Raw genomic sequence first — 26,304 nt, forward strand, 5'->3', positions numbered from 1 at the left:
AGCACATGAACACCAAAGCACGTCCTTTTATGGACACCCTGCGCGACATCGAGGCCGGTGGCCTGCTGGACGAACTCACCGAGGCCCAGCACAGCCTGATCGACGCCATACGCATGACCGGCAAGGGCGGCGATCTGACCATCAAGCTTACCTACAAGCCTGATGGCGGCGGCCAGATGACCGTGAAGGCCGACGTAAAGACCAAAGAGCCTGTACTGGCGCGCGGAACATCGCTGTTCTTCCTCACGCCCGAAGGCAACATCACCCGCCGCGACCCACGCCAGCAAGAAATCCCGCTGCGCAGTGTCGAGGATGAACCCGGGCCTGGAGCTTTGCGCCAGGTCAGCCAGTAATACCCGCCCCACCAACCTCTCACCAAATCGTCACTCACTGGAGCACATCCAATGCAACAAGCCCTACAGCACCTGGTCACCCTGGCCCAATCCCTCGGCAAGCCCATCGCGGTCGACGGAATCCCTGCGCCGCTGGCGCTCGTACCGAACGGCGTCAGCATCGAAAGCCTGGAGCACCTGCTGCCCGCGCCTTCGCGCATCAAGCAGAAGCTGACCGTGCTCGATGCCGAGTCGTTCATCAGCTACGTAAATCGTTTTTCCACTCAGGCCACGGCAGTGTTTTGCAACGGCCCCGAAGGCCGGACTTTCACGGCAGTCATCGACTACCACGATCCGGCCAAACCCGCCTGGCGCGATCATGTCGCGACGTACCGCTGCCCGACCACCGTTGAATGGGGCAACTGGAAGGAAAAGGATCGCAAGCGCATGGACCAGGCAACCTTCGCCGAATTCATCGAAGACAACGTGAAGGACATTACCCACCACCCCGAGCATGAGAACACTCCAAGCGCTGCCGACATGCTCGAAATCAGCCGCACCCTGGAAGCCAAGAAGAACATCACGTTCCGCCAAGGCACTCGCCTCGACAACGGCCAGGTGCAACTGACCTACAACGAAGAGATTGATGGGCGCGCCGGCGAAGCTGGCCAGTTGCGCATCCCTGAAGAGTTCTTCATTGCGCTCAAGCCGTTCCTCGGCGGCGACACCTTCTGCGTACCCGCCCGCTTCCGCTACCGCATTCAGGACGGCCGCCTTGTCATGTGGTACGAACTGGTACGCGCCGACAAGGTGCTCGAAGAAGCCTACAACGCCGTGCGCGCCAAGATCGAAGGCGACATCACCGACGTGCCGCTCTATGAAGCCACGTTCTAACTAACTCCCTGCAACACCCCGCTGCCGTCCTCTCACCAAAACTGTCCGGCGGCGGGCTCTAACGAGGCATACAGCACATGCAAATCGAAACTTACATCATCGTCGCCGGCCTGCTCGCAGGCTGGATTGCGACCGCTTTCTTCCTGATCAAAGCGAGCAAGAAAGCTTTTGCGCGCGGCTTTGAGCGTGGCGTCAACCTGGCTCGCGAGCAACATTCCGCTTCGCCAGCCTGCACCATCGACGACCACGAACTGATGACGAAGATCACAACGTCACTGGGACTAGCCGTGGAAACCTGGAAAGCGTTCCCCGGGACAGAAATCATGGTCGGCAGGGTGAACAAACAGCGCCGGCAGCTTAGCGCCTTTGCCGCGAAGATGTGGTTGGCGGCCTACCCTGCGCAACTGGATACGGAGGCATGATGATGGAAGTCCAAAGCGAAACCCTTGCCGATGAAGAACTGGCGACCATCACCGGCTATCAAATCCCCTCCAAGCAGATCCAGTGGTTGACCGAAAACCACTGGGAGTTTGTTCTGACAGGCGCTCGCCGCCCAATAGTTGGCCGGATTTATGCCCGACTGAAACTGTCAGGAGTCAAACCATCCGCTGCTAATACTGTGGCTGAAACCTGGTCGCTCGACCTTGCAAAGGTGGGCTGACTGATGCGCCAGAGAAGTAAAGCCAATAGAGATCTGCCACCACGGATGATACGGCGCACGCGCAAGGGTAAGAGTGGAAATACTTGGACATCGTATTACTACGACGGGAGAACTACCGACGGGAAGCGGAAGGAAATCCCACTCGGGACAGACCTCGATCAGGCCAAAGTGGAATGGGCAAGACTGGAGCGCAAGACACCGCCTAAGCCTACCCATCTGATGAGCTATGTATTTGATCGCTACGAAAAGGAAATCATCCCGGGCAAGTCGATTCGCACCCAATCCGACAACCGCAAGGAACTCAAGCAGCTAAGAAGAGCATTTGAGAGCGCCCCTATTGAGTCGATCACGCCTCAAGTAGTAGCGCAGTACCGTGACGCTAGGACAGCCAAGGTGAGGGCCAACCGTGAGATCGCCCTGCTTTCCCATGCATTCACCATTGCACGAGAATGGGGGCTGACTGACAAAGCAAACCCTTGCTTTGGCGTTCGCCGCAACAAGGAAAAGCCACGGGACTATTATGCCGGTGCAACCGTATGGAACGCGGTATACGCGGAAGCGATACAGGAACTCAAGGACGCGATGGATCTGGCCTACCTGACCGGCCAACGTCCCGCTGATGTGCTCAAGATTGCAGCTACCGACTTGAACAATGGCTTTTTGCTGATTGGTCAGGGCAAGACCGAAAAACGTCTCCGTCTTCGTTTGGAAGATGACGGAATCCAATCCGGCCTGAGTAGCTTTATCGACGACCTGCAAGAACGCAGAGCCGTCAACGGAATCCGCACGTCAACTTTGATAACAAACGCGTCTGGACTTCGGATGAGCCAGCAGATGCTGCGTAATCGGTGGGACGACGCACGAGAGAAGGCAGCAATCAAAGCGTCAGCTGATGGTGATCCAGCGCTGGCAACGAGCATTCGTCAGTTTCAGTTCAAGGATATCAGACCAAAAGCTGCCAGCGAGATCGAGCTGACGCACGCTAGCCGCCTACTAGGTCACTCCACAGAGGAGATGACCAAGAAGGTCTATCGGCGAGTCGGTGAAATTGTTAAACCGACGAAATGACATATATGTTATCTCTACCAGTGAGTGCCTAACCATTTGCGGATGCACAGACCGGCCCTCTATGAACGCAACCTCGTAGGAGGTCGCGAAACCAAAGAGTAAAATAGCTTAATTGCTCGCTGCTATAGATCACTTGCTGACAATAGAAGCATATATATGAAGAACCATTAATGCTGTAGCCTCACAAAGCCTATTCCAATCAACACTTTCAGGGTCAAATGAGTGATGAAAAGCTCTATAATGAACTAGTGAATTTCGTAGATTATACATCTTCTTAGTCGCAAAATTTACAAGATCAGCGCCTGGAGGAAGATTCTCTCCTAGCGCCTCGATCATAGCCTTCAAGTCACTTGAAACAGCATTTTGTAATAGAGCACCCAGGCTTGGCTCCTCGCGTGGCCGCCATGCTAGGGTCTCTTCGAGTATCCGCGCGACATAATCCCACTCATGATCCATTTTCAATTTTAAAATCAAATCAGTTGTATGGGAGTACGCATAGAGCGCCTCTAAACACCGATACAAAGCTAAAAATACAGCGCTTGGATCCGTATCAAAAAGAGACCGACACAATATTCTATAAGGTATAGCTATCGGACTTAACTCAGCTATCAACTGTAAATTGCTTTTTAACCCCCTATCCATCCAAGTTCCAGATCTAATGCCATCAGCTAAGCAGATAAGGAAAAATATACGTGACGTTTCATCTTGACTTATATCTGCGCCTGAAAAAATCTTGACCAGAGGAAAGAGCGGCGCAATCTCATACGCCTCATGCCCCTTGTATCCTAACGTAAGACTATCAGTTTCGATAATATTTCTAACCTCAAGCGCCGAGACAATCGGAGTTGGAGAAAGCTCTGACAGAACAGCGGTCAGCATTCCCCCACCCACAACTTCTTCATGCAGACCTGGAATTTCATCTGACAACTCAAGTCCCAAAGAGCAAAAAAGACCTACGCCATCAACATCAAAACGAGCTACTTTTAAGGACGGCCCCATCGAGAGAAACGAAGTCAAGTCAGCTTTAACTAATCGATGAACATCCGAACCTTTTTCGCTCACTATCCATCGTGCACCAGCACCAATCGAAAGCACTTCCCCATTTACAGTGCAAAATCTATCTAACCCCGCGAAAACACTCTTGTTAGCGTCGATTTTATTCCTAGTCGCCATTAGCTTGCACGCCAGCACGGTTCCATGTTAGGTATTTCAAAGTCATCTTCAATAAGTACCTTAAAAGCCTCGACGAATACGCTCCTTTCATAACGACCTACTTGCCCTACTTTTTTATCTAGAATTTCACTCAACACATCCAATTGGAGAAACTGACCAACCTCAAGTGGTGGCAGCTTATTTAGATCACCTACAAGTCGACTTGACTGCCTTATGACTTTCGCCATACGAATGCTTCTTTCTTCTATAGTCCTATCGAGCCCTGGGCGGCCTAAGACATACTGAGCCATAGCTACCATAAACCCGATGCGGGCAGGCTGACTTCCAAATATTTCTTTCCCTCTCGAAAAGCGGCCAGTATTGCCATTGTCATAACGATCGAATGCTTTATCAAACTCTACTAACATTGAAAGCGCATTGTAGAAATGATCCTGAAAACCAACATCAGCCAAGTTATCCACGAAATCTAAACGAGAAAACTCTTCCGACAAGGTTTCTTTGGTGTCTACGTTACTCTTCCTCAATGAAAATGCGAGGTACAATTCAACAAGCGCATCCGAACTAAACTGGCCACTGCCAACACGCCGCCCTGGTCGATCCGGAGAAAATATTCTATCGATATTATCAACCTTACTCTTAATCTCATCTAACAGAGGTGCGTAAACAACGGACAGCTGCCTAGCCAATGTCCAAGGTACTTGGCCAGTATTTAACACCAACATTCTGTAAACAAGAGACCTAACCGAACGCGCTACCCAAAACTCTACCCGCATCTCGCGAGATGATATATTAACATCAACCTCGCAAGCATCGATCAACGCTGCGGTCCTTTGCATACCGTCAATTATAGTAAGATCAAATACGGAAACCGCCTTCAAGAATAGTTCAGGGGCTACCACTTTTCGTGTCGATATATCTTCAATTAGCTCTTCGCTGACTACAACCCCAATCACCACTGGAGGCAATACTGCTCCGGCCCGAATATCTGAAACCATTCTTTCCCGAATGCGCTTTGCCGTTGTAGTTTTCAGCACTTCCCTTTGACCGGTTATTCCGCCACGCTGGGCGTGCGCATCACGCACAAGAGTGAGGTACTCACCAATTGTCATGTTTCCGAGAAGAGAGTAGCAATCTGTGCGATGGTCGTGAATCAGATTCACTAGAATCTCCTTGTCTTAACTTTTGATTATTTTCTCAAGGCCATACGAGATCCTGAGATCGATCAAGTCCTTGCTTGTGACCACAATCGCGGCCTCTAAAAACCAAATTCGAGGACCATTTCGGCTACCTGTCCCCCATCCTATGGAGGGTCGACAACTCCTACAATAACACCCCAACCGGTAGGATAGAGCACCGTGTTGCGGAAGCGATTCAAAAAGTTGCGGAAGTGCTCGTCAAATCTCAAGCAATAAAAAACCCCGTAGATCGTTGATCTACGGGGTTTCTAAGAGTGGAGGCCGAGGTCGGAATCGAACCGGCGTAGGCGGATTTGCAATCCGCTGCATAACCATTTTGCTACTCGGCCTCAAACGATCAATGTCCTGGCTGCTGACACTCACCGCATAAAAACTTGAGTGGGCTGTAAAACCCTGCCTCTACTCTAACTCATTGAATACATTGAAGTTTTTAATGCTTCGTTGCGTTCGATGGGCGCCATTATGTACGTATTTGCCAATGCGTGCAACCCCTTGATTTCAAAAATATTTCGTATTGGCATCAAGGGGTTGCGCACCTGCCCTACTCCTTGATGCGCAGTTGTTGATAGTGCGGGTCGGCCTTGATTTGCGCTTCGGTGAAGGGCAACGGGCTGAGCTTTTTCTGGGAGAAGGCTTGGGTCTGGTCCTTGGCGTGTTCTGACGCCGGGTTGCTGGACTCGGAGAACGCGAGTACGCCTTGGGCATGAGGCCCCTCGTCGTCGAAGGTGACGATTTGCAGGTAGCTGGTGCCGCTGACCACTTCGCGCTTGCCGTCGGCGCGGGGCACGGTTTGCATGGCGTTGTAGATCCCCAGTTCTTGCGGGCCGCCGTGGATCGGGGTTTGGCCGGAGACTTGGAAGTCGCCCCAGGTGCTGTCGGCGGTGAGGCCGAGTTTGGCGACGTCGGCGGTGGACGCCAGCATGGCTTCGCGCAGGGCTTTGGCGACATCGGTGCGGTCGATGGCTAGGCCACGTGGCGTGGTGAGGGGTTGCGCCGGGTCGAAGGCGACGCGCCAGGCATCGGGAATTTGCTGCAGGTGTTGCACCAGGTTGATGAAGTGCACCAGGCCGATGCCGCTGTCGAGGTTGGCGTGCTGGTCCCAGTTTTTCAGGTGGGTGCACAGGGGTTGCAGCGCAGTCGCGTCGGCGCCGAGGTCTTTGGCACAGAATGCGAGCAGGTCGGGCATGACTTGGCTCGCCAGGTACACCTCGTTGTCCATCACCATGTTTTGCAGGTCGGTGACGCTGATCGGTTTGTCCAGGGTTTGCAGGCGTTGCAAGGCAAAACGCGCGCGCGGGCCAAGGCCGATGTGGTCCTGGCTGATCACCGGGGAGAAGCCGGTGAGTGGCGCCTTGGGGTTGGCCAGCCAGGCCGAGTCGTTGGAGTGCTGGACGTAGTCGGTGCGTTGCAGTTGCGGCAGTTGGTCGGCCGCGAAGATGCCGGCCTGGGCTGCGCGTGGGTCAACGTCCCAGGCGCAGGCGCTGTGGGCGCCGTCGAGCATGATCATCTGCAGGCCGGCACGTGGGTCGCTGCATTGTGCGAGTTTGGCCGCGCTGACGTTGGGCACCACCGACTGGTTCATGTACAGGCTCTGGCCCTGGTCATCGGCGGCCAGGGTGTTGACCCACGGGATACCTTGCAGGGTGTGCACCGAGGCTTTCAGTTGGTCGAGGCTGCCTGCGCGGTTCATCGCGTACCACTGTTGCAGCACGCGGTCGTTGCCCAGGTTGGCGTCACGCAGGCTGAAGGCGTAATGGCTGTCCCAGTCGAGCTTGCCCGGCCATTGCACCACCGGGCCGAATTGCGAGCTATAGACGGTGTGCGACTGGCCCTTGAGGCTGCCATCGGCTTGTTTGACCTGCACCGTCACCGTGGTTTTATCCAGGGCGACGGATTTGCCATCGAGCAGATAGCGCGTGGAATCCTTCGGGTCCAGGGTCAGGCGATACAGGGTGAAGTGCTTGGACGTGTCCACGGTGTGGGTCCACGCCACATGCTGGTTGAAGCCGATATTGATCACCGGCAGGCCCGGCAACGCCGCGCCCATGACATCCAGCTGACCGGGGATGGTCAGGTGCATTTCATAAAAGCGCATGCCGCCCACCCACGGGAAATGCGGGTTGGCCAGCAGCATGCCGCGCCCGTTGAACGAACGATCGCGGCCCACCGCCACGGCGTTGCTGCCGCGATCGAAGGCGAAGCGCTGCTGATTGGCGGCGGTCAATTCAAAGGCTTTTGAGTCGGTCGGTACACTGGCTGTGGCGTGGGGCGGCGTCGCACCGACCAGGGCTTCAGCGAATTGGCCGACACCGCCTTCCACCAATAACCTACGGGTCAGCTTGACCAAGTCTTCAGCCACCAAGGGCCGCACCCACGCCGCCTGACACTGCGCCGGAGCGCCCTGCTCTTTCAGGTAGCGGTTGTAGCCGGCCACGTAACCTTCGATACGCTGTTGGATCTGCGGGCTTTGCGCTTTCCAGAACGCGGCGACCGATTCCGGCGTATTGAGCCACGTGAAAAACACATCACTGGCCAGGTTGTTGCGCTCTTCCAGGGTCGCCTGCTCGGGGCCGAAGAACTTGGCGCGCTCGCCATTCACCGTGACCACTTCATTGGCCAGCAGGCACAGGTTGTCCTGGGCGTAGGCGTAGCCGATGCCGAAGCCCAGGCCACGCTCATCGCTGGCGCGAATGTGCGGCACGCCGTAACTGGTACGCCGGATATCCGCCGAGGCTTGCGTCACTTGTTCCCGCGCCGAGACGGCCAGGCTCAAGCCCAGCAACACGCCCGCCACACATACCCTGGACAACCCATTGGAAATAATCACGCAAACTCCACCGTCAGATTTAACCGCCTCACAAGGGGTAATGACCCCACCGTAAGAACGCAAATCACCAGGAATAATTTAGCGCGACGGCACGTTTATTTAAGGCGGCGCAGATGTGACAAAACCGATACCGACAAAATTTCTACATCCGGGACTTCATGATTTCGCTCGCTCGTTCGTCTTATTAACCAAGAGCGCTCATTTTTTCCTGATCAGGCTCTGATAAGGAGTTTTTGCATGTACAACCCGCAAGTGCCCACGGATGGACATTCACCGGCTGCCGAGGCCAGTTTCGGCAACGGCGCACAAGCGTTCGGCAAAGCGCCCGAACAACAAGGCAACCAGCGTATCCGCCACCTGCTCAAGTGTTTTGGCTTGCGCACCAGCCTGATCCGGCTGAAGGTCATCGACGCCCTGCTCACCGCCGCCGACAACAGGCGCACCCTCGGGGTACGCGGTGTGCACAGTCATCTGCTGGAGCTGGGCATCCCGTTGTCGTTTCTCAGCGTGCGCGAGGTGCTCAAGCGCCTGTGCAGCGAGGGCGTGATCACCCTCAATGCGGATAAAAGCTACAGCCTCCATGAAGAGGCTGCCAAGGTGCTCGAAGGTCGCGCTTGATCGCCCTTATAGCTTGACCTTGCGGCGCATGATGCCGTTGATCACGACTACAACCACGGCGACGGCAATGGCGATGGTCTGGAATGTCTTCTCACTGATAACCCCGGTGTTCTGCAAATAGGACAGGCCAAACATCGTCGCCAGTACGGCCAGGGCAATCAGAATCGAATATTTCAAACGCTGCTTTTGTGTCATGACGGGTTCCTGAAACTGATAAATGCAACTGCGGTGTATCGCCGAACCTGCCCCGCACTGATTCAGTGAACGGAATGGACGGACGTCGGAAGCGCTTCATGTTACAGGGGATTAAATTCTTTGGCTTGCCCCACGCCAGATTGATCCTGCCGCCCCAAGGAACACCTACCGTTTTCGCTATCCTGACTAAATTACCTTCCGACACTGAATTCTTCTCTCACACTTCTTGGGCCTCCCGACAGGAACAGCTGACTCTGAATCGCACACCCAACAGTGCGCTTAGCTTGCGCGCCCATGTGCATTTCAGAGAGGTGAAGATTTTGATTTCGTTCAATAGCCAGCAGCCTTCCACGTACGCTCCACCCTCCATACTCCTGAGCAACACCGAACAATCTCTTGAACCTCAACCAGCACCCGAATCCCCATCGGAGCCTGAGGTCGCGCTGCCAAACGGGCGGCAAGCGCTGAGAGTCGCCCTGGCGGACCGGAGCGACTTGCAGAAACTGGCCCAGGCACTTCTTGCAGCCTTCGAAAAACTCCCTGCGAACGCTGGGCCGACAGATGTGATTGCCGTTCTCAAGGAAAACCGCGTGGCGATCCATCCCAACTCCTCGTTTCGCCGCGATCAGAACCTGATGCAGCCCAGCGTCAGTCTTGAAGCGTTCATCCAGTCCAAGGGCACTTACATGCCAACTACGGGGATTGAGTTGCAGGACTTGGCGGGGGCACTCATCGATCACACGCTGACGCACCCCTTAGGCAACTTCGCTGGCGCGTTGTCCTGGGCCAACCCCCTTAGCGAAGTAAACCAGCGCAAAGTGCTCGACGTCGTTCGCAGCAACAACGCCAACCTGCACGGCTTGCCGCTGATAAATCCTCGTTGGGGCGCGTTGGACTACCTGGCCGGTGCGGTGCGACTTTCGACAACCGACATGCAAGACCCGGCAAAGGCCTTGGAAAAACTGCTCGACTCGAACAGATCGCAGGCGCTGGGCGAAGCGATCCAGCGCACTCTCGGAAGTATTCCCACGGACCGCAGCGCCAACGAGGGTATTTTGGCGGCCATCCATCTGGGCCTTGACCCCGAGTCCATCGACCGTCCGGTGCGCAACCATGTCGCGGGCTTCAATCTCGCTGCCGACACCTACTGGAACAGGGCGCCCGCAGACGTGGTGAGCGCGCTTGCGGAGCACCTGCGTAGTCGCACCTCGGTACCCGAGTTGGGAGCACGCGTCCTGCTGGCGCGGGTCGCACCGCAGTTTTTGGTCAAGGACATTCCCGAAGGGGTCAATATCGGCACCCAGGCGTGGGCGAATCTGTGCCTGGCAGTGGCCAGGGTCGAAGCCGACAGCCCAGGCAAGACCGCCTCGATGAGTTTTGGTGAGGTCATGCGGGATGCCGAAACCAAATTGCCGGCCAGTGAATCGACCCAGAAAGCGGTATTGATCGACTGGGCCGTTGCCAATCAAGTAGTTGCTAAATACGAAGATGAGGAATACACCGCCGGGGTGATAGAACACGCCCGCTCCGTGTTCAACCAGCAACACAGTGACGTGAAAGCAGCCTCCGAACTGCTCGACATTCCGATGCCCGATCGAAAAGCAATGGCGTTGGACCTGCTGAAAAAAAAATGGGGGGATGGCATCGACTTTGAACAAAAAATACTACGCATCAACTACGGCTCCGAAACCAGAGGCATGCGTTTCAGCGATCCATATTCAATGCTGGACGTCACCATGCAGGGGCTGAAACTCCACGACAGTTGGCAAGTGTTCGGAACAAACACACTTGATCTTGAAGCATTCACTGCATTTACCCATAGCAATGAATTCAATATTCCTGCTGCGTTCGACACAGCCTTTGACAACGTGACTGATCACTACAAGGCCATCAAGAAGAACCTGATAATGAATGCGATCACGCATGCTCCTTTAGAGGATCGTGACCAATTCAACTTTGGCGAGCTCAGGTTTTTCACGGAAAAGAGTTACATGAAATCAAGCAACCCATTCGTTTCCGATCGATTATTCCATACAAGTAAAACGATACGAGTGGAAGCCAAGCGAGAGGGAAAAATTCAGTCTTATGCCTTCGATACCGAGAAGGGCACCCTCCAGAGGATTCCAGCAGATCAATCCAGCAGAGAACCTAAAAATGACGTCAGAGGTCCAGAAGTCGTTAAGTTCGAGGAATACTACCCCGACGCAGCCAACCGTAACGTGACCGTAGCCCGAGAGCACAGCCGCAGGCCTCCCAACCACTTTCGCAACTCAAGGGTTCAGCAAGTCGCCGCAACGGTCGTCAAAGGGCTGGAGATCGACAGCGACTCCGTCAAACGCCAGGCCGCCGGCAGAACAGGATCGGAAAAACGCACTGACACCCTCGATTCAATTGGCAATTTTTTGCTTGACCTTATCCCTTTCAGGTCCGCCATCGTCAACTTCCAGAAGGGCAACTATAAGGACGGCATCACGGACTTGGCGTTCGATGTATTCGGGCTGGTTACCGCAGGCGTGGGCACGGTGGCAAAAGTGGTGAGCGGTGCAAGCAAGGGCGGCTCTGCCTTGGCCTCAGTACTGCGCGCAACCCGAATAATCGGGGCCAATACGTTGAGTGCGCTTAATCCTTTGAGCGGTGTAGGCGATCTGGCGATAGGTGCGGGAAAACTGACGTTGGCCGGTGCCAGCGCTGTCGGTGAAGGCGTTCAGCGCCTGCGCGGCATGGCCTATGGCAGTGACCTGGTTGACGCGAGTTACCGGTTTGACGCGGCCGCAACCGGCATCATCAACCAGGGAGGAAGACGCCTGGAAGGCAGTGCGGTGCAACATGAGGGCAAATGGTTCGCCTTCGATTCAGGCCAGCAACAGCCTTACGGCCCCCCCCTCGAAGATTTTACCCCCAGGGATGTGCTGATGCCGCCGTCCCCACGAACGCGTCACAGCGCACGCTACAATCCGATAAGCAGGCCTGCTCGCCCCAAACAACCGGATACCCGCCCTCGAGAACCGTTGCCCTCAGATGAGTACGCGACCAGCGCCAGCACCAATGGTGCCCTGATACCCGATCACTTCGCGGCCGATAGACTGCCCTTCACCCGAGAGAAATTCACTCTGGAAATGAACGGTTTCTATAAAGATATGGCTGCGGGAGGCATGCCCCCACGCCCCGTGATACCTGATATCACCGCATCAACACGCCCTAACGAAATGATTGCCGACGCACTGACTAAAACCGATGTGCTGGTGTTTGGCGAAAACCATAGCGAAGTCGCAAGCCTGGTGCTGATGCGTGACGCCATGAAAACCTTCAAGGACTCGGGCGTCAACGCCATTTACCTGGAAGGTGCCACGCTCGATGCGTATGGCCTGATCGCAGATGCGACGCTCGCAAACAACATCAAAAACCGGGCCGGTGGAAGCACCATTTATGACGAGTTAAAAAAAGTGGCTGATGAGTTCGATATAGAACTCATGCCGCTCGAACATCGCTATTTGACTGGGCATTCAGACACCCCCGGCTATTTTTCCCCATTGCATACACAGCCAAAATCCTCTACTGCCTTCAAAGCGTTGTCCAAACAACGTCTTGAAGAGATGAACTATTACGGTGCCAGACAAGTCATGAAAAATGAACTGGGAGGAAAATCGGTCGTTTGGGTAGGTCGAGCGCACATGAACACCTCGGAAGGTGTCCCTGGCATCGCCGAACTAACCGGGGGCATCGGTATTTCGGTCTATCAAAACGCGGCGATTCCCCAGAGTGCGGTACGCAAGGCGAACGTGCCCAGAGTTCCATCGTCCATGCTATCCGGCTCCGACATGTCGGCAGGCGATCTGCAGATCGATGTAAAAGTTTAAACGAGGCAGACCGGAGCCGAGGCGGTGTTTTCTAAGCTCCGGTCGCTGGAAACTTTACGCGCTGTGCACCCAACGCTGGTGCAGCCAACGCGCCAAGGCATCCAGCGCAAAGCCCAGCAACCCGATCAGCAGCACCATCGCCATCAGCTCCGAGTAGGCCAGCCGATCACGGGTGTCGAGGATGTAATACCCCAGCCCGGCACTGACCCCGAGCATTTCGCACGGCACCAGCACGATCCACAAGATACCGATGGCCAAACGCACGCCGGTCAGCACGTGCCCGACCACACCGGGAATGATCACCCGGCGCAAGGTCTCCCAGCGCGTCGCACTCAGGCTGCTGCTCAACTGTAACCAGCGCGGGTCCAACTGGCGCACGCCGGCAGCGGTGTTGAGCATGATCGGCCACACGGCGGCAAACGCCAGCAGGAAATAGATCGGCTGATCCCCTACCCCCATCAGCATCACTACGATGGGCATCCACGACAGCGGCGAGATCATGCGCAGGAACTGAAAGGCCGGCGTAGTCGCCGCTTCCAGCTTGCGCGAACTGCCCACCAGCAGCCCCAACGGAACGCCTACCAACAACGCCAGGAACAACCCGACAAAGATGCGCTTCAGGCTCACAGCAATATGCAGATAAAGCTCACCGCGCCCCAGCAATTCCCACAGGCTACTGAAGGTGGCGGCCAGGGAAAAACGCGCAGACAACCCATCCGTCGCGCCAAACACCTTCACCCCCAGCCACCAGAGCAACAGCAACCCCGCCAAGCCACTCAGCCCGAGCAACCAGCCCGGGATTTCACGGTTGTTCAAACGCCGATCTCCTCATGTCGCTCATAGCCGTCCGGCAAGCCAAAGGTCTTCATGCCGCCCACGGCCTCGATGGCATTGCGCACGAAGCGGTCGTCCACCAGGTCCTTGGCGACGAAGCCCGGGTCGAGGTCAGCGAGGAATTCCTTGTCGCCCTCGATCAGGGTGTCTTTCAAACGCCGCACCAACTCCTCGGTGTAGCTGGGGAATGGATAAGGTTGGAAGTCGATACGGTGCTCATTCCAATTGCCGTGTTGGATCGCACCGTCTGCCAGGTAGGCGGCACGGTCAGTTGCGGCGGGTGCGAGTACTTTGCTCAATACCGGCTCGGCATGCGGGGTGTAGCGGTTCGGGCCGTCCTTGGACAGCAACTTCACCGCCTCTTCGCGGTTGTCGCGAGTCCAGACCTGCGCCTTGACGATGGCGTTCACCACCCTCTGCGACCACTCCGGGCGGTTGACCAGGTCGTGTTCGTGCATGAACACCACGCAGCACGCGTGGTTGCGCCACACGTCGCCGGTAAAGCGCTGCACGCGGCCGACCTTGAGGTTTTCCGCCAGGGCATTGAACGGCTCGGCGACGATATACCCATCGATGCGCTGGCTGGCCAGGGCCGGTGGCATGTCCGAAGGTGGCAACACGATCAGGTTGACCTCATTGGCCGCAATCGCACTGCCCGCCGCCCGCGCCACTGGCGTGAGGCCGTTGTCGCGGAACAACTGCTGCACCACCACGTTATGGATCGAATACCAGAACGGAATTGCTACCGATTTGCCGCCCAGCTGTTTCACGTCCGTGATGCCCGGCGCCACGGTCAGGCCGGAGCCGCCCACATGGTTCCAGGCCACCACCTTGGCCGGGACCTTACTGCCGTAACGTGCCCATACAGTCATCGGCGACAGCAGGTGAATCACATTGACCTGGCCCGAGATGAACGCCTCGATCACCTGCGCCCAACTGCGCAGCAACACCGGGCGTTCAGCCTTGATGCCTTCGGCCTCGAACAGGCCATTGTTGTGCGCCACCAACAACGGCGTGGCGTCGGTGATCGGCAGGTAGCCGATGCGCACCGGCGCATCCGGCTCGTTGGCGGCGCGGGCTTGCAAACTGCTCAGCAGCGGCAAGGCACCGGCGGCGCTGAGTACGGCGGAGAGTTTGAGAAAGTCGCGGCGCGAATGGGTCAGGTCATCCAGGCACATGGGCAGGCTCCAGCAGATCAAGGGGGTTGGGTTGAGGGCGGCTCGCCTGCCGTAAGGTTTTAAGGATGTCGATACGCAGCGCGCCGATGGCTTCCACCTGTTCTTCGCGGGGTTGCGGCAGGTCGATCAGCCATTCACCCAACGCCCGCGCTGGGCGGTTGCCCAGTAGCAAGATGCGATCGGACAGCAGCAGCGCTTCGTCAATGTCATGGGTGATCAGCACCGCCGCCGAACCCTGTTCGCGGTTGACCTTGAGCAGCAGGCGCTGCATGTCGGCGCGGGTCACTTCGTCCAGGGCGCCGAAGGGTTCATCCAGCAACAGCACCTGAGGCTGGCGCGCCAGGCAACGGGCCAATGCGGTGCGCTGGGCCATGCCGCCGGACAGCTGCGCCGGGAAGTGCTGGCGCGCATGCTCCAGGCCGACGGCGGCAATGGCATGATCGACGCGCTGGCGGCGCTCGTCAGCGCTCAAATGGGGTTGCCGGGAGAAATCCAGGCCAAAGGCGACGTTCTTTTCCAGGCTCAGCCAGGGCAACAGGCTCGGGTCCTGGAACGCCACCGCCACGCGTGGATGGGGACCATTCAAGGGCTCGCCCAACACGCGCACACTGCCGCCTTGCGGTGCCTGCAAACCGGCGAGGACGCGCAACAGACTGGACTTGCCCACGCCGCTGGGACCGAGGATCGACACCACTTCACCGGGTTGCAAGTGCAGGTCGAAGTGCTGCAACACCGGCCCGCTGGCATAGCCCAGGCAGATCCCCTGGGCGCTCAGTACGGCACTTGTCATAGGTTGGCCTGACGCTGCAGTTCAGTACGCAATTGCACCAGGCTTGGGGTCACGATCGGCACAAACGCCGACTCACGCCAACGTCGCGCAAAACCATTGCCGTGGGCGGTGAGATAGGCCTTGCCGCCGCTGGCCTGCAACTCCAGTTGCACGGCGCTGGCGGCAGTCTCCGCCAGGGCGATGCGCAGCTTGAACAACGGCACCGGTTCGGCGGCAAAACGCCCGGCAAGCAGGCCGCTTTTCAAGTCGCTGACCAAGTGGTCCAGGGTCACGCGCTGGGTTTCCAGCTCTTCGCGCAGTACCGTGCGGGTCGCGCCCAGATGGTTGGCGACTTCCGCCAGGGAACGACGTGCCAACCCGATGGACATCCCGCACTGCAGGCCCAGGAACGCCGGGCGCACCGCCGGCAGGAATGTGCGTGCGTCTTCATGCAGCAGCCAATCGCGGCTCAGCTCCACGCCATCCAAATCCAGGGCCGCCGTGTTGCTTGACTGCAAGCCGAGCAGTTCCAGATCGCGAGAGCGCTGCAAGCCCGCCACCGAGTCCGGAATGGCCAGGATAAACGGCGCGCCACCCTCCGCCAGTTCGATGGCCGCCGCCGCGACAAAACCGTTCTTGCGCAGGTTGGTCACCCAGTGCAGGCGGCCGTTGAGGGTCCAGCCATCGTTGGAAGGCTCGGCACTGATCTGCAGGGTCTCGATGCCCGACAAGAACTTCATCGCATTCGACAGCCCCGTCGCTCCCGCCAACTTGCCGCTGAGCAAATCCGGCAGCAGCTGTTCACGCAACCGTGCATTCGGACTCTGCAGCAAATACTCGATAAACGAGCGCTGGCCCCAGCACACGAACGCCGCCGCCAGGGAATGGCTGGCGACATTGGCGATGGCCTCCACGGCGCCAGCCACATCGCCGCCCAGGCCGCCCAGTTGAGCCGGCACGCCGATGCGCAACACGTTGGCCTCTGCTAGCCGTGGCAGCACTTCCTGTGGATCGCAACTGCCCACGTCCAAGGCCTGCGCCTGGATGTCGAGCCAACGGCTCAAGATGGGGTCAAGCATTCCTGTTTCTCCTTTACAGCAGGTGGGCCAACTTCAGCTTGCGGATTTTTCCCAACGGTATTGCGCCAGCTCGGGGTTCAGCGGGGTACGAGCAAACACGTTAGCGAAGTTGCACAGGGTTGCCAGGCTGACGCCCAGAATCACTTCCAGGGCCTGGCCTTCGGTGTAACCGACGGCGCGGAATGCGTCATAGCCCGCATCGCTCACATCACCCCGGGTGGCGATCACTTCGCGGGTAAAGGCAGCCAGGGTTTCATAGCGGGCATTGGGCAACTCGCCGCGTTGACGCAGGGCTTCGATGACGGCTTCCGGCAACTTGGCTTTGTTACGCGCCACGGCGGTGTGGCCGGCCACGCAGAAATCGCAGCCGTGGGTGGTGGCGGCAATCAGTTGCACCACTTCGCGGTCGGCCAAGGCAAGTTCGGATTTGGCGTTCAAAGCGGAGACGGTGATGTAAGTTTCCAGCGCGGCCGGCGCATTGGCCAGCACCGCAAGCAGATTGGGGATAAAGCCCGAGCCTTTCAGCGCGTTTTCCAGGAAAGGCTTGGCCGCTTCCGGCGCGGTTTCTGGGGTGAGCAAGGGTACACGGGACATGGAGCAGTCTCCTGATGGGTTCGTGTACCCAGTCTGTTGGTTATAAAAAATCGCCTCAATAGTCTAAAGTAGCGATTACTTGCTCTTGAGTCTTTCCATTAGATGAATTCGTCCAGTGCACTTGTCGATTGGTTATTAGACAGCCTCGAACTCGACACCAGCCTATTCCATGTGGGTCGTTATTGCGGCGACTGGCATGCGAGCACCCATGGCCTGGCGAGCGCGAGTTTCCACCTGATCGTGCAGGGCCAGTGCTGGCTGCATATCGACGGCGACGCCACGCCTCATCGCCTCGACAACGGCGATGCGGTGTTCCTGTTGCGCGACCTGGAATATCGCCTCTCCGGCGAGCCTACAGCGGTGGGTGCACAGGAATGCCCGCGTGTGCCAATGGTGCCCCTGGACAGCGCCGCCAGCGATGGCGTCGGCCTGGTGTGTGGGTTCTTTCACTTCCAGTCCGGTCTGTCGGCGATGATCGTCGACACCCTGCCCGCGTGGATCATCCTGCGGGCGGGCGATCCCTCACTGACCGCAGCGCGCAACCTGTTCGAACTGATCCTGCAAGAATGCCAGCGCCTGCCTGCGCCCTCTTCGGCCTTGCTGGAACGGCTTTGCCACCTGCTGTTTCTGTACGTACTGCGTCAACAGGTGCTGGACAACAGCGAACTGGGCGGCCTGGCGGCGCTGGGTCGGCAGCCGGCGTTTGCCGGTTTGCTGGAGCAGTTGATCGCGCACCCGGCCAATGCCTGGACCCTGGAAAGCATGGCCGCTTGCACCGGGCTGTCTCGCTCGGCGTTTTTCAAACGGTTCAATGAACTGTGCGGACAGTCACCGGGCCAGGTGCTGCTGATGATGCGCATGCGCCATGCCTGCCAGTTGTTCAAGCAGGACCACACGGTGGCGGATGTCTCGCTGGCGGTGGGTTATCAGTCGGTGGCCGCGTTTACCCGGGCGTTTCACAAGGTGACGGGGCAACAGCCTGGCGCCTATCGAAAGGCACAGGCTTAGCGTCGCAAACCGGTGCCGGGGGTGGCGCAGAGTTCGACCAGCCAATCCACAAACACCCGTACGCGTTGGGACAGTTGGCGGTGCGGCGGGTACAGCGCCGTCAAGGCCATTGTCGGCACGGCAAACCGGGGCAGTACTTCCACCAGTGTGCCTTGGGCCAGTCGTTGTCTGGCGTGATAGTACGGCGCCTGAATCAACCCGTAGCCAGCTTCGCAAGCGCAGAAGTAGCCGTCGGCGCTGTTGACTGCTACCACCTTTGGCAAATTGAGCGTACGCAATTGGGAGGCGAGTAGAAACTCCAAGCCAAACCGTTTGCCGCTGGCGGCCGAGACGTATTCGACCATCTGATGGTGGGCTAAGTCGTCGAGCGTGTCGGGCACACCCATACGGTCAAGGTAAGCGGGGCTGGCCAGGGTGATTTGATCCATCATCGCCAGCGGTCGCGCCACGAGAGAATCGTCCAGTGCCAGGCCACCGCGCAGCACACAATCGACGCCTTCACGGATCAGGTCCACGGGTCGGTCATTCAAGCCGATTTCCAACTCAATCTGCGGATACAGGGCAGTGAACGTGGGCAGTGCGGGTATCACCAGAAACCGGCCAATACCCGCCGGCATATCAATGCTCAAGGTGCCACGTGGACTCTGCCGACTGGCGGAAAACACCGCTTCAGTTTCCTCAAGATCCGACAGCAATTGCACGCAGCGCTGGTAATACGCCGCGCCATCCAGCGTCGGGCTGACCTGCCGCGTGGTGCGCTGTAACAGCTGCACACCCAGGTGCGCTTCCAACTGCTTGATCAGCACCGTCACCGAGGCACGGGGCAGTTGGAGGCTGTCGGCGGCCTTGGCAAAGCCCCGCAGTTCGACGATCCGGGTGAACACGCGCATCGCATTGAAACGGTCCAAGCGCCGGCTCCTTGAGCTGATTATTTAGAAATACCGAATAGTGTTAGTGCTTTTAGCCGGTTTATCCCGATTTTGTCGAGCGTGACAATGCAGGCCTTCCCAATCAGGAGCTGACCCCATGCACACCCGTCCACTCGGTAACAACGGTCCCCTCGTCTCCGCCATCGGCCTCGGCTGCATGGGCATGAGCGATTTCTACACGCCCGGCAGCGACACCCGGGAAGCCACCGCGACCCTGCACCGCGCGTTGGAACTCGGTGTCAACTTTCTGGATACCGCCGACATCTACGGTCCACACACCAATGAAGAACTGATCGGCAAAGCCATCACGGGTAAACGTGACCAGGTGTTCCTGGCCAGCAAATTCGGCATCGTGCGCGACCCGGCCAACCCTGCGTTGCGTGGCGTCAACGGTCGCCCCGAGTACATTCGCAAGGCGATTGACGGCACGCTGCAACGCCTCGGCGTCGACACACTGGACCTGTACTACCAGCACCGTATCGACCCGGATGTCGCCATCGAAGAAACCGTCGGCGCCATGGCCGAGTTGGTGCAACAGGGCAAGGTGCGTTACCTGGGCCTGAGCGAAGCGTCTGCCGCCACCCTGGAGCGCGCCCACAAGGTGCATCCGATCAGCGCCCTGCAAAGCGAATATTCGCTATGGAGCCGTGATCAGGAACACAACGGCTGCCTCGCCGCCTGCCAACGTCTGGGCATTGCCTTTGTGCCTTATAGCCCGCTGGGGCGTGGTTTCCTCACCGGCGCCCTGCAAAGCCCGGATGACTTCAGTGCCGATGACTACCGCCGCTTCAGCCCGCGCTTCCAGGGGGAAAACTTCGGCAAAAACCTGGAACTGGTCAAGCAAGTGCAAGCACTGGCCGCCGACAAAGGCGTGAGTGCCGGTCAACTCGCGCTGGCCTGGGTACTGGCCCAGGGTGACTTCATTATTCCGATTCCCGGCACCAAGCAGCGCAAGTACCTGGAAGAGAACGTTGCCGCCCTCGCGATCAGCCTCAGCCCGGCCGAATTGGCGGCGCTGGAAGCGATCTTCCCTGTCGAGGCACCCGCCGGCCTGCGTTACCCGGAAGCCGTGATGACCATGCTGGATATCTAAGCGAAGGAGCGCCCTTAACGGGCGCTGTTTTTTCTTGCACGACCGTACCTAAAGCTCCTCCTCGCCAAGCCGATAGCCCGATGAAGCTCCAACAAAGCCGCGTCGGTCATAAATGCTTCGTAAGGACGACCCCATGCCCCCACTGCGCTCCATCCAAGCCCGCTATACCCTGTTCCTGGTGCTGTTCGTCCTGGTGTTATTTGTGTTGACCGTAGTGGGCATCGGCCAGTTGGTCGCGCCCACGCTGCGTCACACCGAAGAACAGGTGGTGCTCAACCGCATCGCCGAGGTGGCTGAACAGATCCAGGGCGAGCTGAACAAGGTTCAGTCCCAGCAACGCAGCATCACCCAGACCATCCCGTTGCTCGACAGCGATGCCATCGACAAGGTCCTGCCTGGCCTGGTCGACCAGTACGGCGAGCTGAAAGTCTTCGGTGGCGGGATCTGGCCGCTGCCCAACCAGCGCACACCGGGGCGCAACAAGCACAGCACGTTCTGGCACCGGGATGCTTCGGGCAAACTGGCAGTCAACACTTTCTGGAACAGCGACCCCGCTCCCAACTATTACGACCAGAGCTGGTACAAAGGCGGCCTGGCCTCCCCGCGTGGACAATGCGCCTGGGCCGCCGCCTATAAGGACGACGCCAGCCAGGAGCCGCGCACCAACTGCGCCATGGCGATCCAGCGTGACGGCGCGCCCTATGGCGTCGCCACCATCGACGTGACCTTGGGCTTCTTTAATGACTTGGTAGCCAGCAAAGAAAAAGACATCGGCGGGCAAATGCTGATCGTCGAGGGCGACGGCAAGATCATCAGCAACAGTTCGCGCATCAGCGGCCCGGTGGTGTTGAAAAACATCAGCGAACTCACCGGCACCTCAGCGTTTGCCGCCCAGGTCAGCAAGGCGCTGACCAATCGAGACCAGGCGCTGCAGCGTAGCGAGTTCGACAATCAGGGCGTGGCCAGCACCTTCTATATGCGCCCGATCGGTGGCACGCCGTGGTTCCTCGCCACCGCCCTGCCCACCTCGCTGATCACTGCACAGCGCGATGACGTACTCGGCACCCTGGCCCTGCTGCAAATCCCCATGGTGTTGCTGCTGGTGCTGCTCGCGGTGTATGCGATCCGCCAACTGGTGCAGCGCATGAAGTCGCTGAAATCCAATATCGACGCGCTGTCTGCCGGCGATGCCGACCTGACGCGACGCATCACCATCCGTGCCGAAGACGAGCTAGGCGCCATTGGCCACTCAGTGAACCGTTTTATCGTCTATCTGCAGAACATGATTGGTGAAGTGACCCAGGCCACCGGCGCCATGTCGTCGAGTCTTGAGCAACTGCAACGCACCTCGGCGCACACCAACCAGATCCTGGTGCGACATGCCTCGGAGACCGATCAGACGGTCACCGCCATCACCGAAATGAGTTCCACCGCCGACACTGTCGCGCAAAACGCCGCCGAAACCGCCGCGTTCACCCAGCGCGCCAACGAGCATGCCGACCGCTCCCGCGTGGTGGTGGGTGAAGCATCCACCAGCGTCAGCGCCTTGATCGGCGAAGTGTCCAGCGCCACCCACAGCGTGGAAAACATGCGCCAGGACGCCGCACGCATCACTGAAACCCTCGGTGTGATTGGTGCGATTGCCGGCCAGACCAACCTGCTCGCCCTCAACGCGGCGATTGAAGCCGCGCGTGCCGGCGAGCAAGGCCGGGGCTTTGCGGTGGTGGCCGATGAAGTGCGTGCGCTGGCTGCCCGCACCCAGGCCAGCACCTCGCAGATCAACGACATGCTCACGCGCCTGACCGCGGGCGTCAGTTCCTCGGTGGCCGCCATGGAAAACACCCAGGCCAGTTGCCAGTCGGCGGCGGATGCCACGGCACGGGTAAACACTGGCCTAGATGAAATGGCCGGTTCGGTCAGCCATATCAACAACCTCAGCACCCAGATCGCCACGGCGGCCGAGCAGCAGAGCGCGGTGACCGAGGAGATCAACCGCAGCATGGTGCAGATCCGACAAATGGTCGAAGAACTGGTGCAGAGCGGCCATGCCACCGAAACCAATACCCAAAGCCTGCTGGAGGCGAATGGCCGGGTGATTGCCTTGATGGGTCGATTCAAGGTGCGCTGATAAACGGCTGAAACACTCCCGTGCAATGTGCGGGAGTGGGACTATTCTGACAGCTCCTAGTCGCAACACAGGAGGTGTGCCGTGCGAGCTGCCGAGCAGTCGGTCCGTTTGGAGCGGATCAGTCAGGAACGCTTTATCCGAGCCCCCATTGAGGCCGTCTACGACTATGTGACCCAACCGGATCGCTGGCACGAATGGCACCCCACGTCCCTCAGCGCCGATACCGGCACCACCGGTTCATTGCCTGCCGGTGCACGTTTTACCGAGTTCATTGACTTGCTGGGGGTGCGCGTGCCCATGAGTTACCGCGTGCAGATCGCCCGGCGCCCTGGCGAATTCAAGACAGTGTTCACCTCCCTGGCCGTTGATGGCTCCATTCACTACTACCTGCTGCCTCATCAGGGCGGCACGCTGTTCAAGCGGGTGCTGACCTACGAGACCGAGTTGCAATTGGCCACCTTGCATGAACGCATGATCGAGTTGTCGACCATTGCCCTGGGCCAGCTCAAGCACCGCTTGGAAAACCCACCCTTCGTATAATTTGGAAACATTCCCAACCGGTAGGCGCTGGCTTGCCTGCGATGACAGCGTCATGATCGCCGCCATCCCAACGGCCCTCTCCTACACACGAGTTCCTATGAAAACCACATTGCGCCTGGCCCTGCTGTCAGCCCTGTTCACCACCACCCTGGCCCAGGCCGCCGACCTGATTCCCATCGACGTGCACCGTGACGCCAACTGCGGTTGCTGCAAAAAATGGATCAGTCACCTGGAAAGCAACGGTTTCAAGGTCAATGACCACGTCGAAGCCGACATGAGCGCCGTCAAGCAACGCCTGGGCGTGGCGCCGCGCCTGGGTTCGTGTCACACCGCCGTGATCGACGGCAAGTTCGTCGAAGGCCACGTGCCCGCGGAACAGGTGCTGGCGTTGCGCAACCGCGATGACCTGCTGGGCCTCGCCGCGCCGGGCATGCCCATGGGCTCACCGGGCATGGAAGTCGAAGGCCGCAGCGAGGCCTATCAAGTCATCGGCCTGACCCGTGAAGGCAAAGACGTGGTGGTGGCGCAATACCCGGCGCAATGATCGCCGGCTATCTAGGGTTATTCTTCGCGGCGTTTGGCGCCGCGACGCTGTTGCCTCTGCAGTCGGAAGCCGTGCTGGTGGGTCTGCTGCTCAGCGGGCATTACAGCCTGTGGCTGCTGCTGGGCGTTGCCACGCTGGGCAATGTGCTGGGCTCGGTGGTGAACTGGTGGCTGGGGCGCTGGGTCGAGCACTTCAAGGGGCGACGCTGGTTTCCCGTCAGCGACAAGCCGTTGGACAAAGCCCGTAACCATTACCAGCGTTGGGGCCATTGGACGTTGTTGCTCAGTTGGGTGCCGATCATTGGCGACCCGCTGACGTTGGTCGCTGGGGTGATGCGTGAGCCGTTGTGGCGTTTTTTGCTGCTGGTGACCCTGGCCAAAAGCCTGCGTTATGGCGCACTCGCTGCCGTGACCTTGCACTGGGTGTTAATCCCCAGTTAATCGCCCCGCAACAGCATCCGAGCACCCTTCCCGGAGCCTTGCCAATGCCTCTGATCCGCGCTTTTTGCATCGCCGGCCTGCTCGCCGCCAGTACCGCACCCGCCTTCGCCGCCACCTATGGCCCCGAGCTGCAAGGCTTTGAATACCCCTATCCACTCAAGCATTTCGACTTTCAATCCCAGGGCAAGTCCCTGCAAATGGGCTATATGGACGTGCCCGGCAAAGGGCAGGCCAACGGTCGCAGCGTGGTGCTGATGCACGGCAAGAACTTCTGCGGCGCCACCTGGGAGGGCTCGATCAAGGCCCTGAGCGACGCCGGTTACCGGGTCATTGCGCCGGACCAGATCGGCTTTTGCAGCTCCAGCAAGCCTGACCATTATCAATACAGTTTCCAGCAGTTGGCGACCAACACCCATCAACTGCTGGAAAAACTCGGCATTCAAAAGGCCACCGTTATTGGCCATTCCACCGGTGGCATGCTCGCCACCCGGTATGCGCTGATGTACCCCGAACAGACTGAACAGCTGGCGATGGTCAACCCGATTGGCCTGGAAGACTGGAAGGCGCTGGGCGTGCCGTCGCTCACCGTCGACCAATGGTATGCGCGTGAACTGAAAGTCAGCGCCGACGGCATTCGCAACTACCAACTCAACACCTATTACGTCGGGCGCTGGAAGCCCGAGTACGAGCGTTGGGTGGACATGTATGCCGGTCTGAGCAACGGCCCGGGGCATACCCTGGTCGCATGGAACTCGGCGCTGATTTACGACATGATCTTCACCCAGCCGGTGTACTACGAATTCAAGAACCTGCAGATGCCCACGCTGCTGCTGATCGGCACGTCCGATAACACCGCCATCGGCAAAGATGTCGCGCCGCCAGCAGTCAAGGCCAAGCTCGGCAACTATGCCGTGCTCGGCAAGCAAGTGGCCCAGTTGATTCCCCATGCGACCCTGGTGGAATTCCCGGGCTTGGGGCATGCACCGCAGATGGAGGAACCGGCTCGGTTTCACACAGCGCTGTTGCAGGGTTTGAACGCGCTTTAATCCAACCTATTTCGAGGCACTCGTGAATGTCGGTACAGATTGCAGTCATTGATGATTGGCAGAGTGTGGCCAGTGGCGTGGTGGATTGGTCAGTGCTTGAGGGCGTGGGCCAGGTGCATTTCCTGCACGATTACCCAGCCGATACCGCCGCCATGATCGAGCGTTTGCGGGGCTTCGAGGTGATTTGCGTGATGCGCGAACGCTCGACCTTCGACAAGACCCTACTGCAGGGTCTGCCCAAACTTAAATTGCTGGTCACTGGCGGCCTGCGCAACGCGGCCATCGACATTCCGGCGGCCAAGGCGCTGGGCATCACGGTCTGCGGCACCGACAGCTATAAACACGCCGCGCCGGAGTTGACCTGGGCGCTGATCATGGCTTCCACCCGCAATCTGCTGGCCGAGGCCAATTCCTTGCGCGCCGGCCAGTGGCAGATTGGCCTGGGCGGTGACCTGCATGGCAAGACCCTGGGCATTCTCGGCCTCGGCAGCATCGGCCAGAAAGTGGCGCGGTTTGCCCAGGCGTTCGGCATGCGGGTGATTGCCTGGAGTGAAAACCTCACGCCGGAACGCGCGGCGGAATCGGGCGTGACCTGGGTCAGCAAGCAAGCGTTGTTTGAACAGGCGGATATTCTCACCGTCCACCTGGTGCTCAGCGACCGCAGCCGTGGGTTGGTGGATGCCGAAGCACTGAGCTGGATGAAACCAAGCGCTCGCTTGGTCAATACGGCGCGCGGGCCGATTGTGGATGAGTCGGCGCTGGTGCAGGCGTTGGAAAACGGTCGCTTGGCGGGAGCGGCGCTGGATGTGTATGCCGAGGAGCCGTTGCCGATGGATCACCCCTTCCGCCGCCTGCCCAATGTGCTGGCGACGCCGCATGTGGGGTATGTGAGTGAACAGAATTACCGGCAGTTTTACGCGCAGATGATCGAAGATATTCACGCGTGGGCGAGCGGCATGCCCATTCGCGTGCTGGGCTGACGCACCATTCAAGGGCAACCCGCATGTGGTGAGCAAGCTTGCCCTGCGCTGGGGCGCTAAGCGGCGCTGATGTCGAGATCCGGTCGGGAGCGCTTCGCACTCCAGCGCAGGGCAAGCCTACTCACTACATACCGGTGTTTTCTACGAGAGCATATGGTTACAAGTTTTTGTCCTACAAAATTCTCCTCGAAACCCTACAAGCTCTAGGATCTGTCCTAGACTCATGACCGATGGGTCCGTTCGAAAACAAAAACCCCGCAAAAAATCGAAACTTTCCAACTCTGCCGTAGGTCCAGTTTTAAGGTAAGGCGTGCACGCGTG

The 26,304-nt window shown here is 58.5% G+C and carries 25 protein-coding genes and 1 tRNA gene; 15 read left to right on the forward strand and 11 right to left on the reverse strand.

Annotation, left to right across the window (positions count from 1 at the left end; all coding sequences use genetic code 11):
• Positions 1–5 precede the first annotated feature (5 nt).
• The 5 genes from WH299_RS19865 (at position 6) to WH299_RS19885 (ending at position 2,955) form a co-directional block, all read left to right on the forward strand.
• Positions 6–353, forward strand: coding sequence for a hypothetical protein (locus WH299_RS19865; RefSeq protein ID WP_047541804.1), 348 nt, complete (start codon positions 6–8; stop codon positions 351–353).
• A gap of 51 nt (positions 354–404) precedes the next feature.
• Positions 405–1,226 (forward strand): YfdQ family protein, encoded by an 822-nt coding sequence (locus tag WH299_RS19870; protein WP_339551092.1) that lies wholly within the window; start codon positions 405–407, stop codon positions 1,224–1,226.
• Between the two features lie 77 nt (positions 1,227–1,303).
• On the forward strand, positions 1,304–1,648 hold the full coding sequence (locus WH299_RS19875; RefSeq protein WP_339551093.1) for a hypothetical protein: 345 nt from the start codon (positions 1,304–1,306) through the stop codon (positions 1,646–1,648).
• Positions 1,649–1,650: 2 nt separating this feature from the next.
• Positions 1,651–1,887, forward strand: coding sequence for a DUF4224 domain-containing protein (locus WH299_RS19880; RefSeq protein WP_223018388.1), 237 nt, complete (start codon positions 1,651–1,653; stop codon positions 1,885–1,887).
• 3 nt (positions 1,888–1,890) lie between these two features.
• Positions 1,891–2,955 (forward strand): tyrosine-type recombinase/integrase, encoded by a 1,065-nt coding sequence (locus WH299_RS19885; RefSeq protein WP_339551094.1) that lies wholly within the window; start codon positions 1,891–1,893, stop codon positions 2,953–2,955.
• Positions 2,956–3,084: 129 nt separating this feature from the next.
• Here WH299_RS19885 and WH299_RS19890 read toward each other — a convergent pair whose 3' ends face one another.
• From WH299_RS19890 to pvdQ, 4 genes are all read right to left on the reverse strand, one after another.
• Positions 3,085–4,017: a hypothetical protein gene (locus WH299_RS19890; RefSeq protein ID WP_339551095.1), complete on the reverse strand. Its 933-nt coding sequence runs from the start codon at positions 4,015–4,017 to the stop codon at positions 3,085–3,087.
• Between the two features lie 110 nt (positions 4,018–4,127).
• Complete coding sequence (locus WH299_RS19895) at positions 4,128–5,288, reverse strand: hypothetical protein (RefSeq protein WP_339551096.1); 1,161 nt, start codon at positions 5,286–5,288, stop codon at positions 4,128–4,130.
• A gap of 291 nt (positions 5,289–5,579) precedes the next feature.
• Positions 5,580–5,653 (reverse strand) — tRNA-Cys (locus WH299_RS19900).
• Positions 5,654–5,865: 212 nt separating this feature from the next.
• A complete protein-coding gene (gene pvdQ / locus WH299_RS19905) occupies positions 5,866–8,151 on the reverse strand; it encodes a bifunctional acylase PvdQ (RefSeq protein ID WP_339551097.1) in 2,286 nt (761 codons plus the stop codon).
• Positions 8,152–8,388: 237 nt separating this feature from the next.
• Between pvdQ and WH299_RS19910 the strand changes: the two genes are divergently transcribed.
• On the forward strand, positions 8,389–8,769 hold the full coding sequence (locus WH299_RS19910; protein ID WP_068932928.1) for a fe2+ zn2+ uptake regulation protein: 381 nt from the start codon (positions 8,389–8,391) through the stop codon (positions 8,767–8,769).
• A 6-nt stretch (positions 8,770–8,775) separates the two neighbouring features.
• Here the strand turns inward: WH299_RS19910 and WH299_RS19915 are convergent, their stop codons facing one another.
• Positions 8,776–8,964: a hypothetical protein gene (locus tag WH299_RS19915; protein ID WP_010210250.1), complete on the reverse strand. Its 189-nt coding sequence runs from the start codon at positions 8,962–8,964 to the stop codon at positions 8,776–8,778.
• Between the two features lie 98 nt (positions 8,965–9,062).
• Between WH299_RS19915 and WH299_RS19920 the strand changes: the two genes are divergently transcribed.
• On the forward strand, positions 9,063–12,821 hold the full coding sequence (locus WH299_RS19920) for a membrane-targeted effector domain-containing toxin (RefSeq protein WP_339551099.1): 3,759 nt from the start codon (positions 9,063–9,065) through the stop codon (positions 12,819–12,821).
• 54 nt (positions 12,822–12,875) lie between these two features.
• On the opposite strand, the gene WH299_RS19925 is transcribed toward WH299_RS19920, so the two are convergent.
• From WH299_RS19925 to WH299_RS19945, 5 genes are read right to left on the reverse strand one after another with little or no spacing between them, the layout of a single operon-like run.
• Positions 12,876–13,637, reverse strand: coding sequence for an ABC transporter permease (locus WH299_RS19925; RefSeq protein ID WP_122727217.1), 762 nt, complete (start codon positions 13,635–13,637; stop codon positions 12,876–12,878).
• Positions 13,634–14,833, reverse strand: coding sequence for an ABC transporter substrate-binding protein (locus tag WH299_RS19930; protein ID WP_339551100.1), 1,200 nt, complete (start codon positions 14,831–14,833; stop codon positions 13,634–13,636). Before WH299_RS19930 ends, WH299_RS19925 begins: the two co-directional genes overlap by 4 nt.
• Positions 14,820–15,623, reverse strand: a complete 804-nt coding sequence (locus WH299_RS19935) for an ABC transporter ATP-binding protein (RefSeq protein WP_339551102.1) — start codon at positions 15,621–15,623, stop codon at positions 14,820–14,822. Before WH299_RS19935 ends, WH299_RS19930 begins: the two co-directional genes overlap by 14 nt.
• Positions 15,620–16,681, reverse strand: a complete 1,062-nt coding sequence (locus WH299_RS19940) for an acyl-CoA dehydrogenase family protein (protein WP_339551103.1) — start codon at positions 16,679–16,681, stop codon at positions 15,620–15,622. The genes WH299_RS19935 and WH299_RS19940 overlap by 4 nt, the downstream gene beginning before the upstream one ends.
• 33 nt (positions 16,682–16,714) lie before the next feature.
• Complete coding sequence (locus WH299_RS19945; protein WP_122727226.1) at positions 16,715–17,275, reverse strand: carboxymuconolactone decarboxylase family protein; 561 nt, start codon at positions 17,273–17,275, stop codon at positions 16,715–16,717.
• A gap of 102 nt (positions 17,276–17,377) precedes the next feature.
• On the opposite strand from WH299_RS19945, the gene WH299_RS19950 reads away from it, so the two are divergent.
• Positions 17,378–18,283, forward strand: a complete 906-nt coding sequence (locus WH299_RS19950) for an AraC family transcriptional regulator (RefSeq protein WP_126570350.1) — start codon at positions 17,378–17,380, stop codon at positions 18,281–18,283.
• Here the strand turns inward: WH299_RS19950 and WH299_RS19955 are convergent.
• Positions 18,280–19,191, reverse strand: a complete 912-nt coding sequence (locus WH299_RS19955) for a LysR family transcriptional regulator (protein WP_122727230.1) — start codon at positions 19,189–19,191, stop codon at positions 18,280–18,282. The two genes, WH299_RS19950 and WH299_RS19955, sit on opposite strands and share 4 nt — an antisense overlap.
• A gap of 118 nt (positions 19,192–19,309) precedes the next feature.
• Here WH299_RS19955 and WH299_RS19960 point away from each other — a divergent pair, with 118 nt between their 5' ends.
• The 7 genes from WH299_RS19960 to WH299_RS19990 all read left to right on the forward strand — a co-directional run bounded on the left by WH299_RS19960 (position 19,310) and on the right by WH299_RS19990 (position 25,983).
• Complete coding sequence (locus WH299_RS19960; RefSeq protein ID WP_339551106.1) at positions 19,310–20,305, forward strand: aldo/keto reductase; 996 nt, start codon at positions 19,310–19,312, stop codon at positions 20,303–20,305.
• A gap of 133 nt (positions 20,306–20,438) precedes the next feature.
• Complete coding sequence (locus WH299_RS19965) at positions 20,439–22,433, forward strand: methyl-accepting chemotaxis protein (protein ID WP_122727234.1); 1,995 nt, start codon at positions 20,439–20,441, stop codon at positions 22,431–22,433.
• A gap of 81 nt (positions 22,434–22,514) precedes the next feature.
• Positions 22,515–22,973: an SRPBCC family protein gene (locus tag WH299_RS19970; protein WP_122727236.1), complete on the forward strand. Its 459-nt coding sequence runs from the start codon at positions 22,515–22,517 to the stop codon at positions 22,971–22,973.
• Positions 22,974–23,070: 97 nt separating this feature from the next.
• Positions 23,071–23,517, forward strand: coding sequence for a DUF411 domain-containing protein (locus tag WH299_RS19975; RefSeq protein ID WP_122727238.1), 447 nt, complete (start codon positions 23,071–23,073; stop codon positions 23,515–23,517).
• Entirely contained in the window at positions 23,514–23,957 is a 444-nt protein-coding gene (locus WH299_RS19980; RefSeq protein WP_339551107.1) for a YqaA family protein, read from the forward strand. The genes WH299_RS19975 and WH299_RS19980 overlap by 4 nt, the downstream gene beginning before the upstream one ends.
• Before the next feature lie 44 nt (positions 23,958–24,001).
• The gene (locus WH299_RS19985) at positions 24,002–25,003 is read left to right on the forward strand and encodes an alpha/beta fold hydrolase (RefSeq protein WP_339551108.1); all 1,002 of its coding nucleotides are present in this window, start codon (positions 24,002–24,004) and stop codon (positions 25,001–25,003) included.
• 26 nt (positions 25,004–25,029) lie between these two features.
• Complete coding sequence (locus WH299_RS19990) at positions 25,030–25,983, forward strand: D-2-hydroxyacid dehydrogenase family protein (protein ID WP_339551109.1); 954 nt, start codon at positions 25,030–25,032, stop codon at positions 25,981–25,983.
• Positions 25,984–26,304: the final 321 nt, after the last annotated feature.

Origin of the sequence: Pseudomonas sp. MYb541 (assembly GCF_037479595.1) — a bacterium.
Classification (GTDB): domain Bacteria; phylum Pseudomonadota; class Gammaproteobacteria; order Pseudomonadales; family Pseudomonadaceae; genus Aquipseudomonas; species Aquipseudomonas canadensis.

What these genes read in the sequence shown, in the direction of transcription:
- WH299_RS19885 (WP_339551094.1), top strand. Translation starts at nt 1,891, where the DNA reads ATGCGCCAGAGAAGTAAAGCCAATAGAGATCTGCCACCACGGATGATA.
- WH299_RS19920 (WP_339551099.1), top strand. Translation starts at nt 9,063, where the DNA reads ATGTTACAGGGGATTAAATTCTTTGGCTTGCCCCACGCCAGATTGATC.
- WH299_RS19945 (WP_122727226.1), bottom strand. Translation starts at nt 17,275, where the DNA reads ATGTCCCGTGTACCCTTGCTCACCCCAGAAACCGCGCCGGAAGCGGCC.
- WH299_RS19910 (WP_068932928.1), top strand. Translation starts at nt 8,389, where the DNA reads ATGTACAACCCGCAAGTGCCCACGGATGGACATTCACCGGCTGCCGAG.
- WH299_RS19975 (WP_122727238.1), top strand. Translation starts at nt 23,071, where the DNA reads ATGAAAACCACATTGCGCCTGGCCCTGCTGTCAGCCCTGTTCACCACC.
- WH299_RS19935 (WP_339551102.1), bottom strand. Translation starts at nt 15,623, where the DNA reads ATGACAAGTGCCGTACTGAGCGCCCAGGGGATCTGCCTGGGCTATGCC.
- WH299_RS19990 (WP_339551109.1), top strand. Translation starts at nt 25,030, where the DNA reads ATGTCGGTACAGATTGCAGTCATTGATGATTGGCAGAGTGTGGCCAGT.
- WH299_RS19930 (WP_339551100.1), bottom strand. Translation starts at nt 14,833, where the DNA reads ATGTGCCTGGATGACCTGACCCATTCGCGCCGCGACTTTCTCAAACTC.
- WH299_RS19960 (WP_339551106.1), top strand. Translation starts at nt 19,310, where the DNA reads ATGCACACCCGTCCACTCGGTAACAACGGTCCCCTCGTCTCCGCCATC.
- WH299_RS19985 (WP_339551108.1), top strand. Translation starts at nt 24,002, where the DNA reads ATGCCTCTGATCCGCGCTTTTTGCATCGCCGGCCTGCTCGCCGCCAGT.
- WH299_RS19965 (WP_122727234.1), top strand. Translation starts at nt 20,439, where the DNA reads ATGCCCCCACTGCGCTCCATCCAAGCCCGCTATACCCTGTTCCTGGTG.
- WH299_RS19870 (WP_339551092.1), top strand. Translation starts at nt 405, where the DNA reads ATGCAACAAGCCCTACAGCACCTGGTCACCCTGGCCCAATCCCTCGGC.
- WH299_RS19915 (WP_010210250.1), bottom strand. Translation starts at nt 8,964, where the DNA reads ATGACACAAAAGCAGCGTTTGAAATATTCGATTCTGATTGCCCTGGCC.
- WH299_RS19875 (WP_339551093.1), top strand. Translation starts at nt 1,304, where the DNA reads ATGCAAATCGAAACTTACATCATCGTCGCCGGCCTGCTCGCAGGCTGG.
- WH299_RS19980 (WP_339551107.1), top strand. Translation starts at nt 23,514, where the DNA reads ATGATCGCCGGCTATCTAGGGTTATTCTTCGCGGCGTTTGGCGCCGCG.
- WH299_RS19950 (WP_126570350.1), top strand. Translation starts at nt 17,378, where the DNA reads ATGAATTCGTCCAGTGCACTTGTCGATTGGTTATTAGACAGCCTCGAA.
- WH299_RS19865 (WP_047541804.1), top strand. Translation starts at nt 6, where the DNA reads ATGAACACCAAAGCACGTCCTTTTATGGACACCCTGCGCGACATCGAG.
- WH299_RS19880 (WP_223018388.1), top strand. Translation starts at nt 1,651, where the DNA reads ATGGAAGTCCAAAGCGAAACCCTTGCCGATGAAGAACTGGCGACCATC.
- WH299_RS19940 (WP_339551103.1), bottom strand. Translation starts at nt 16,681, where the DNA reads ATGCTTGACCCCATCTTGAGCCGTTGGCTCGACATCCAGGCGCAGGCC.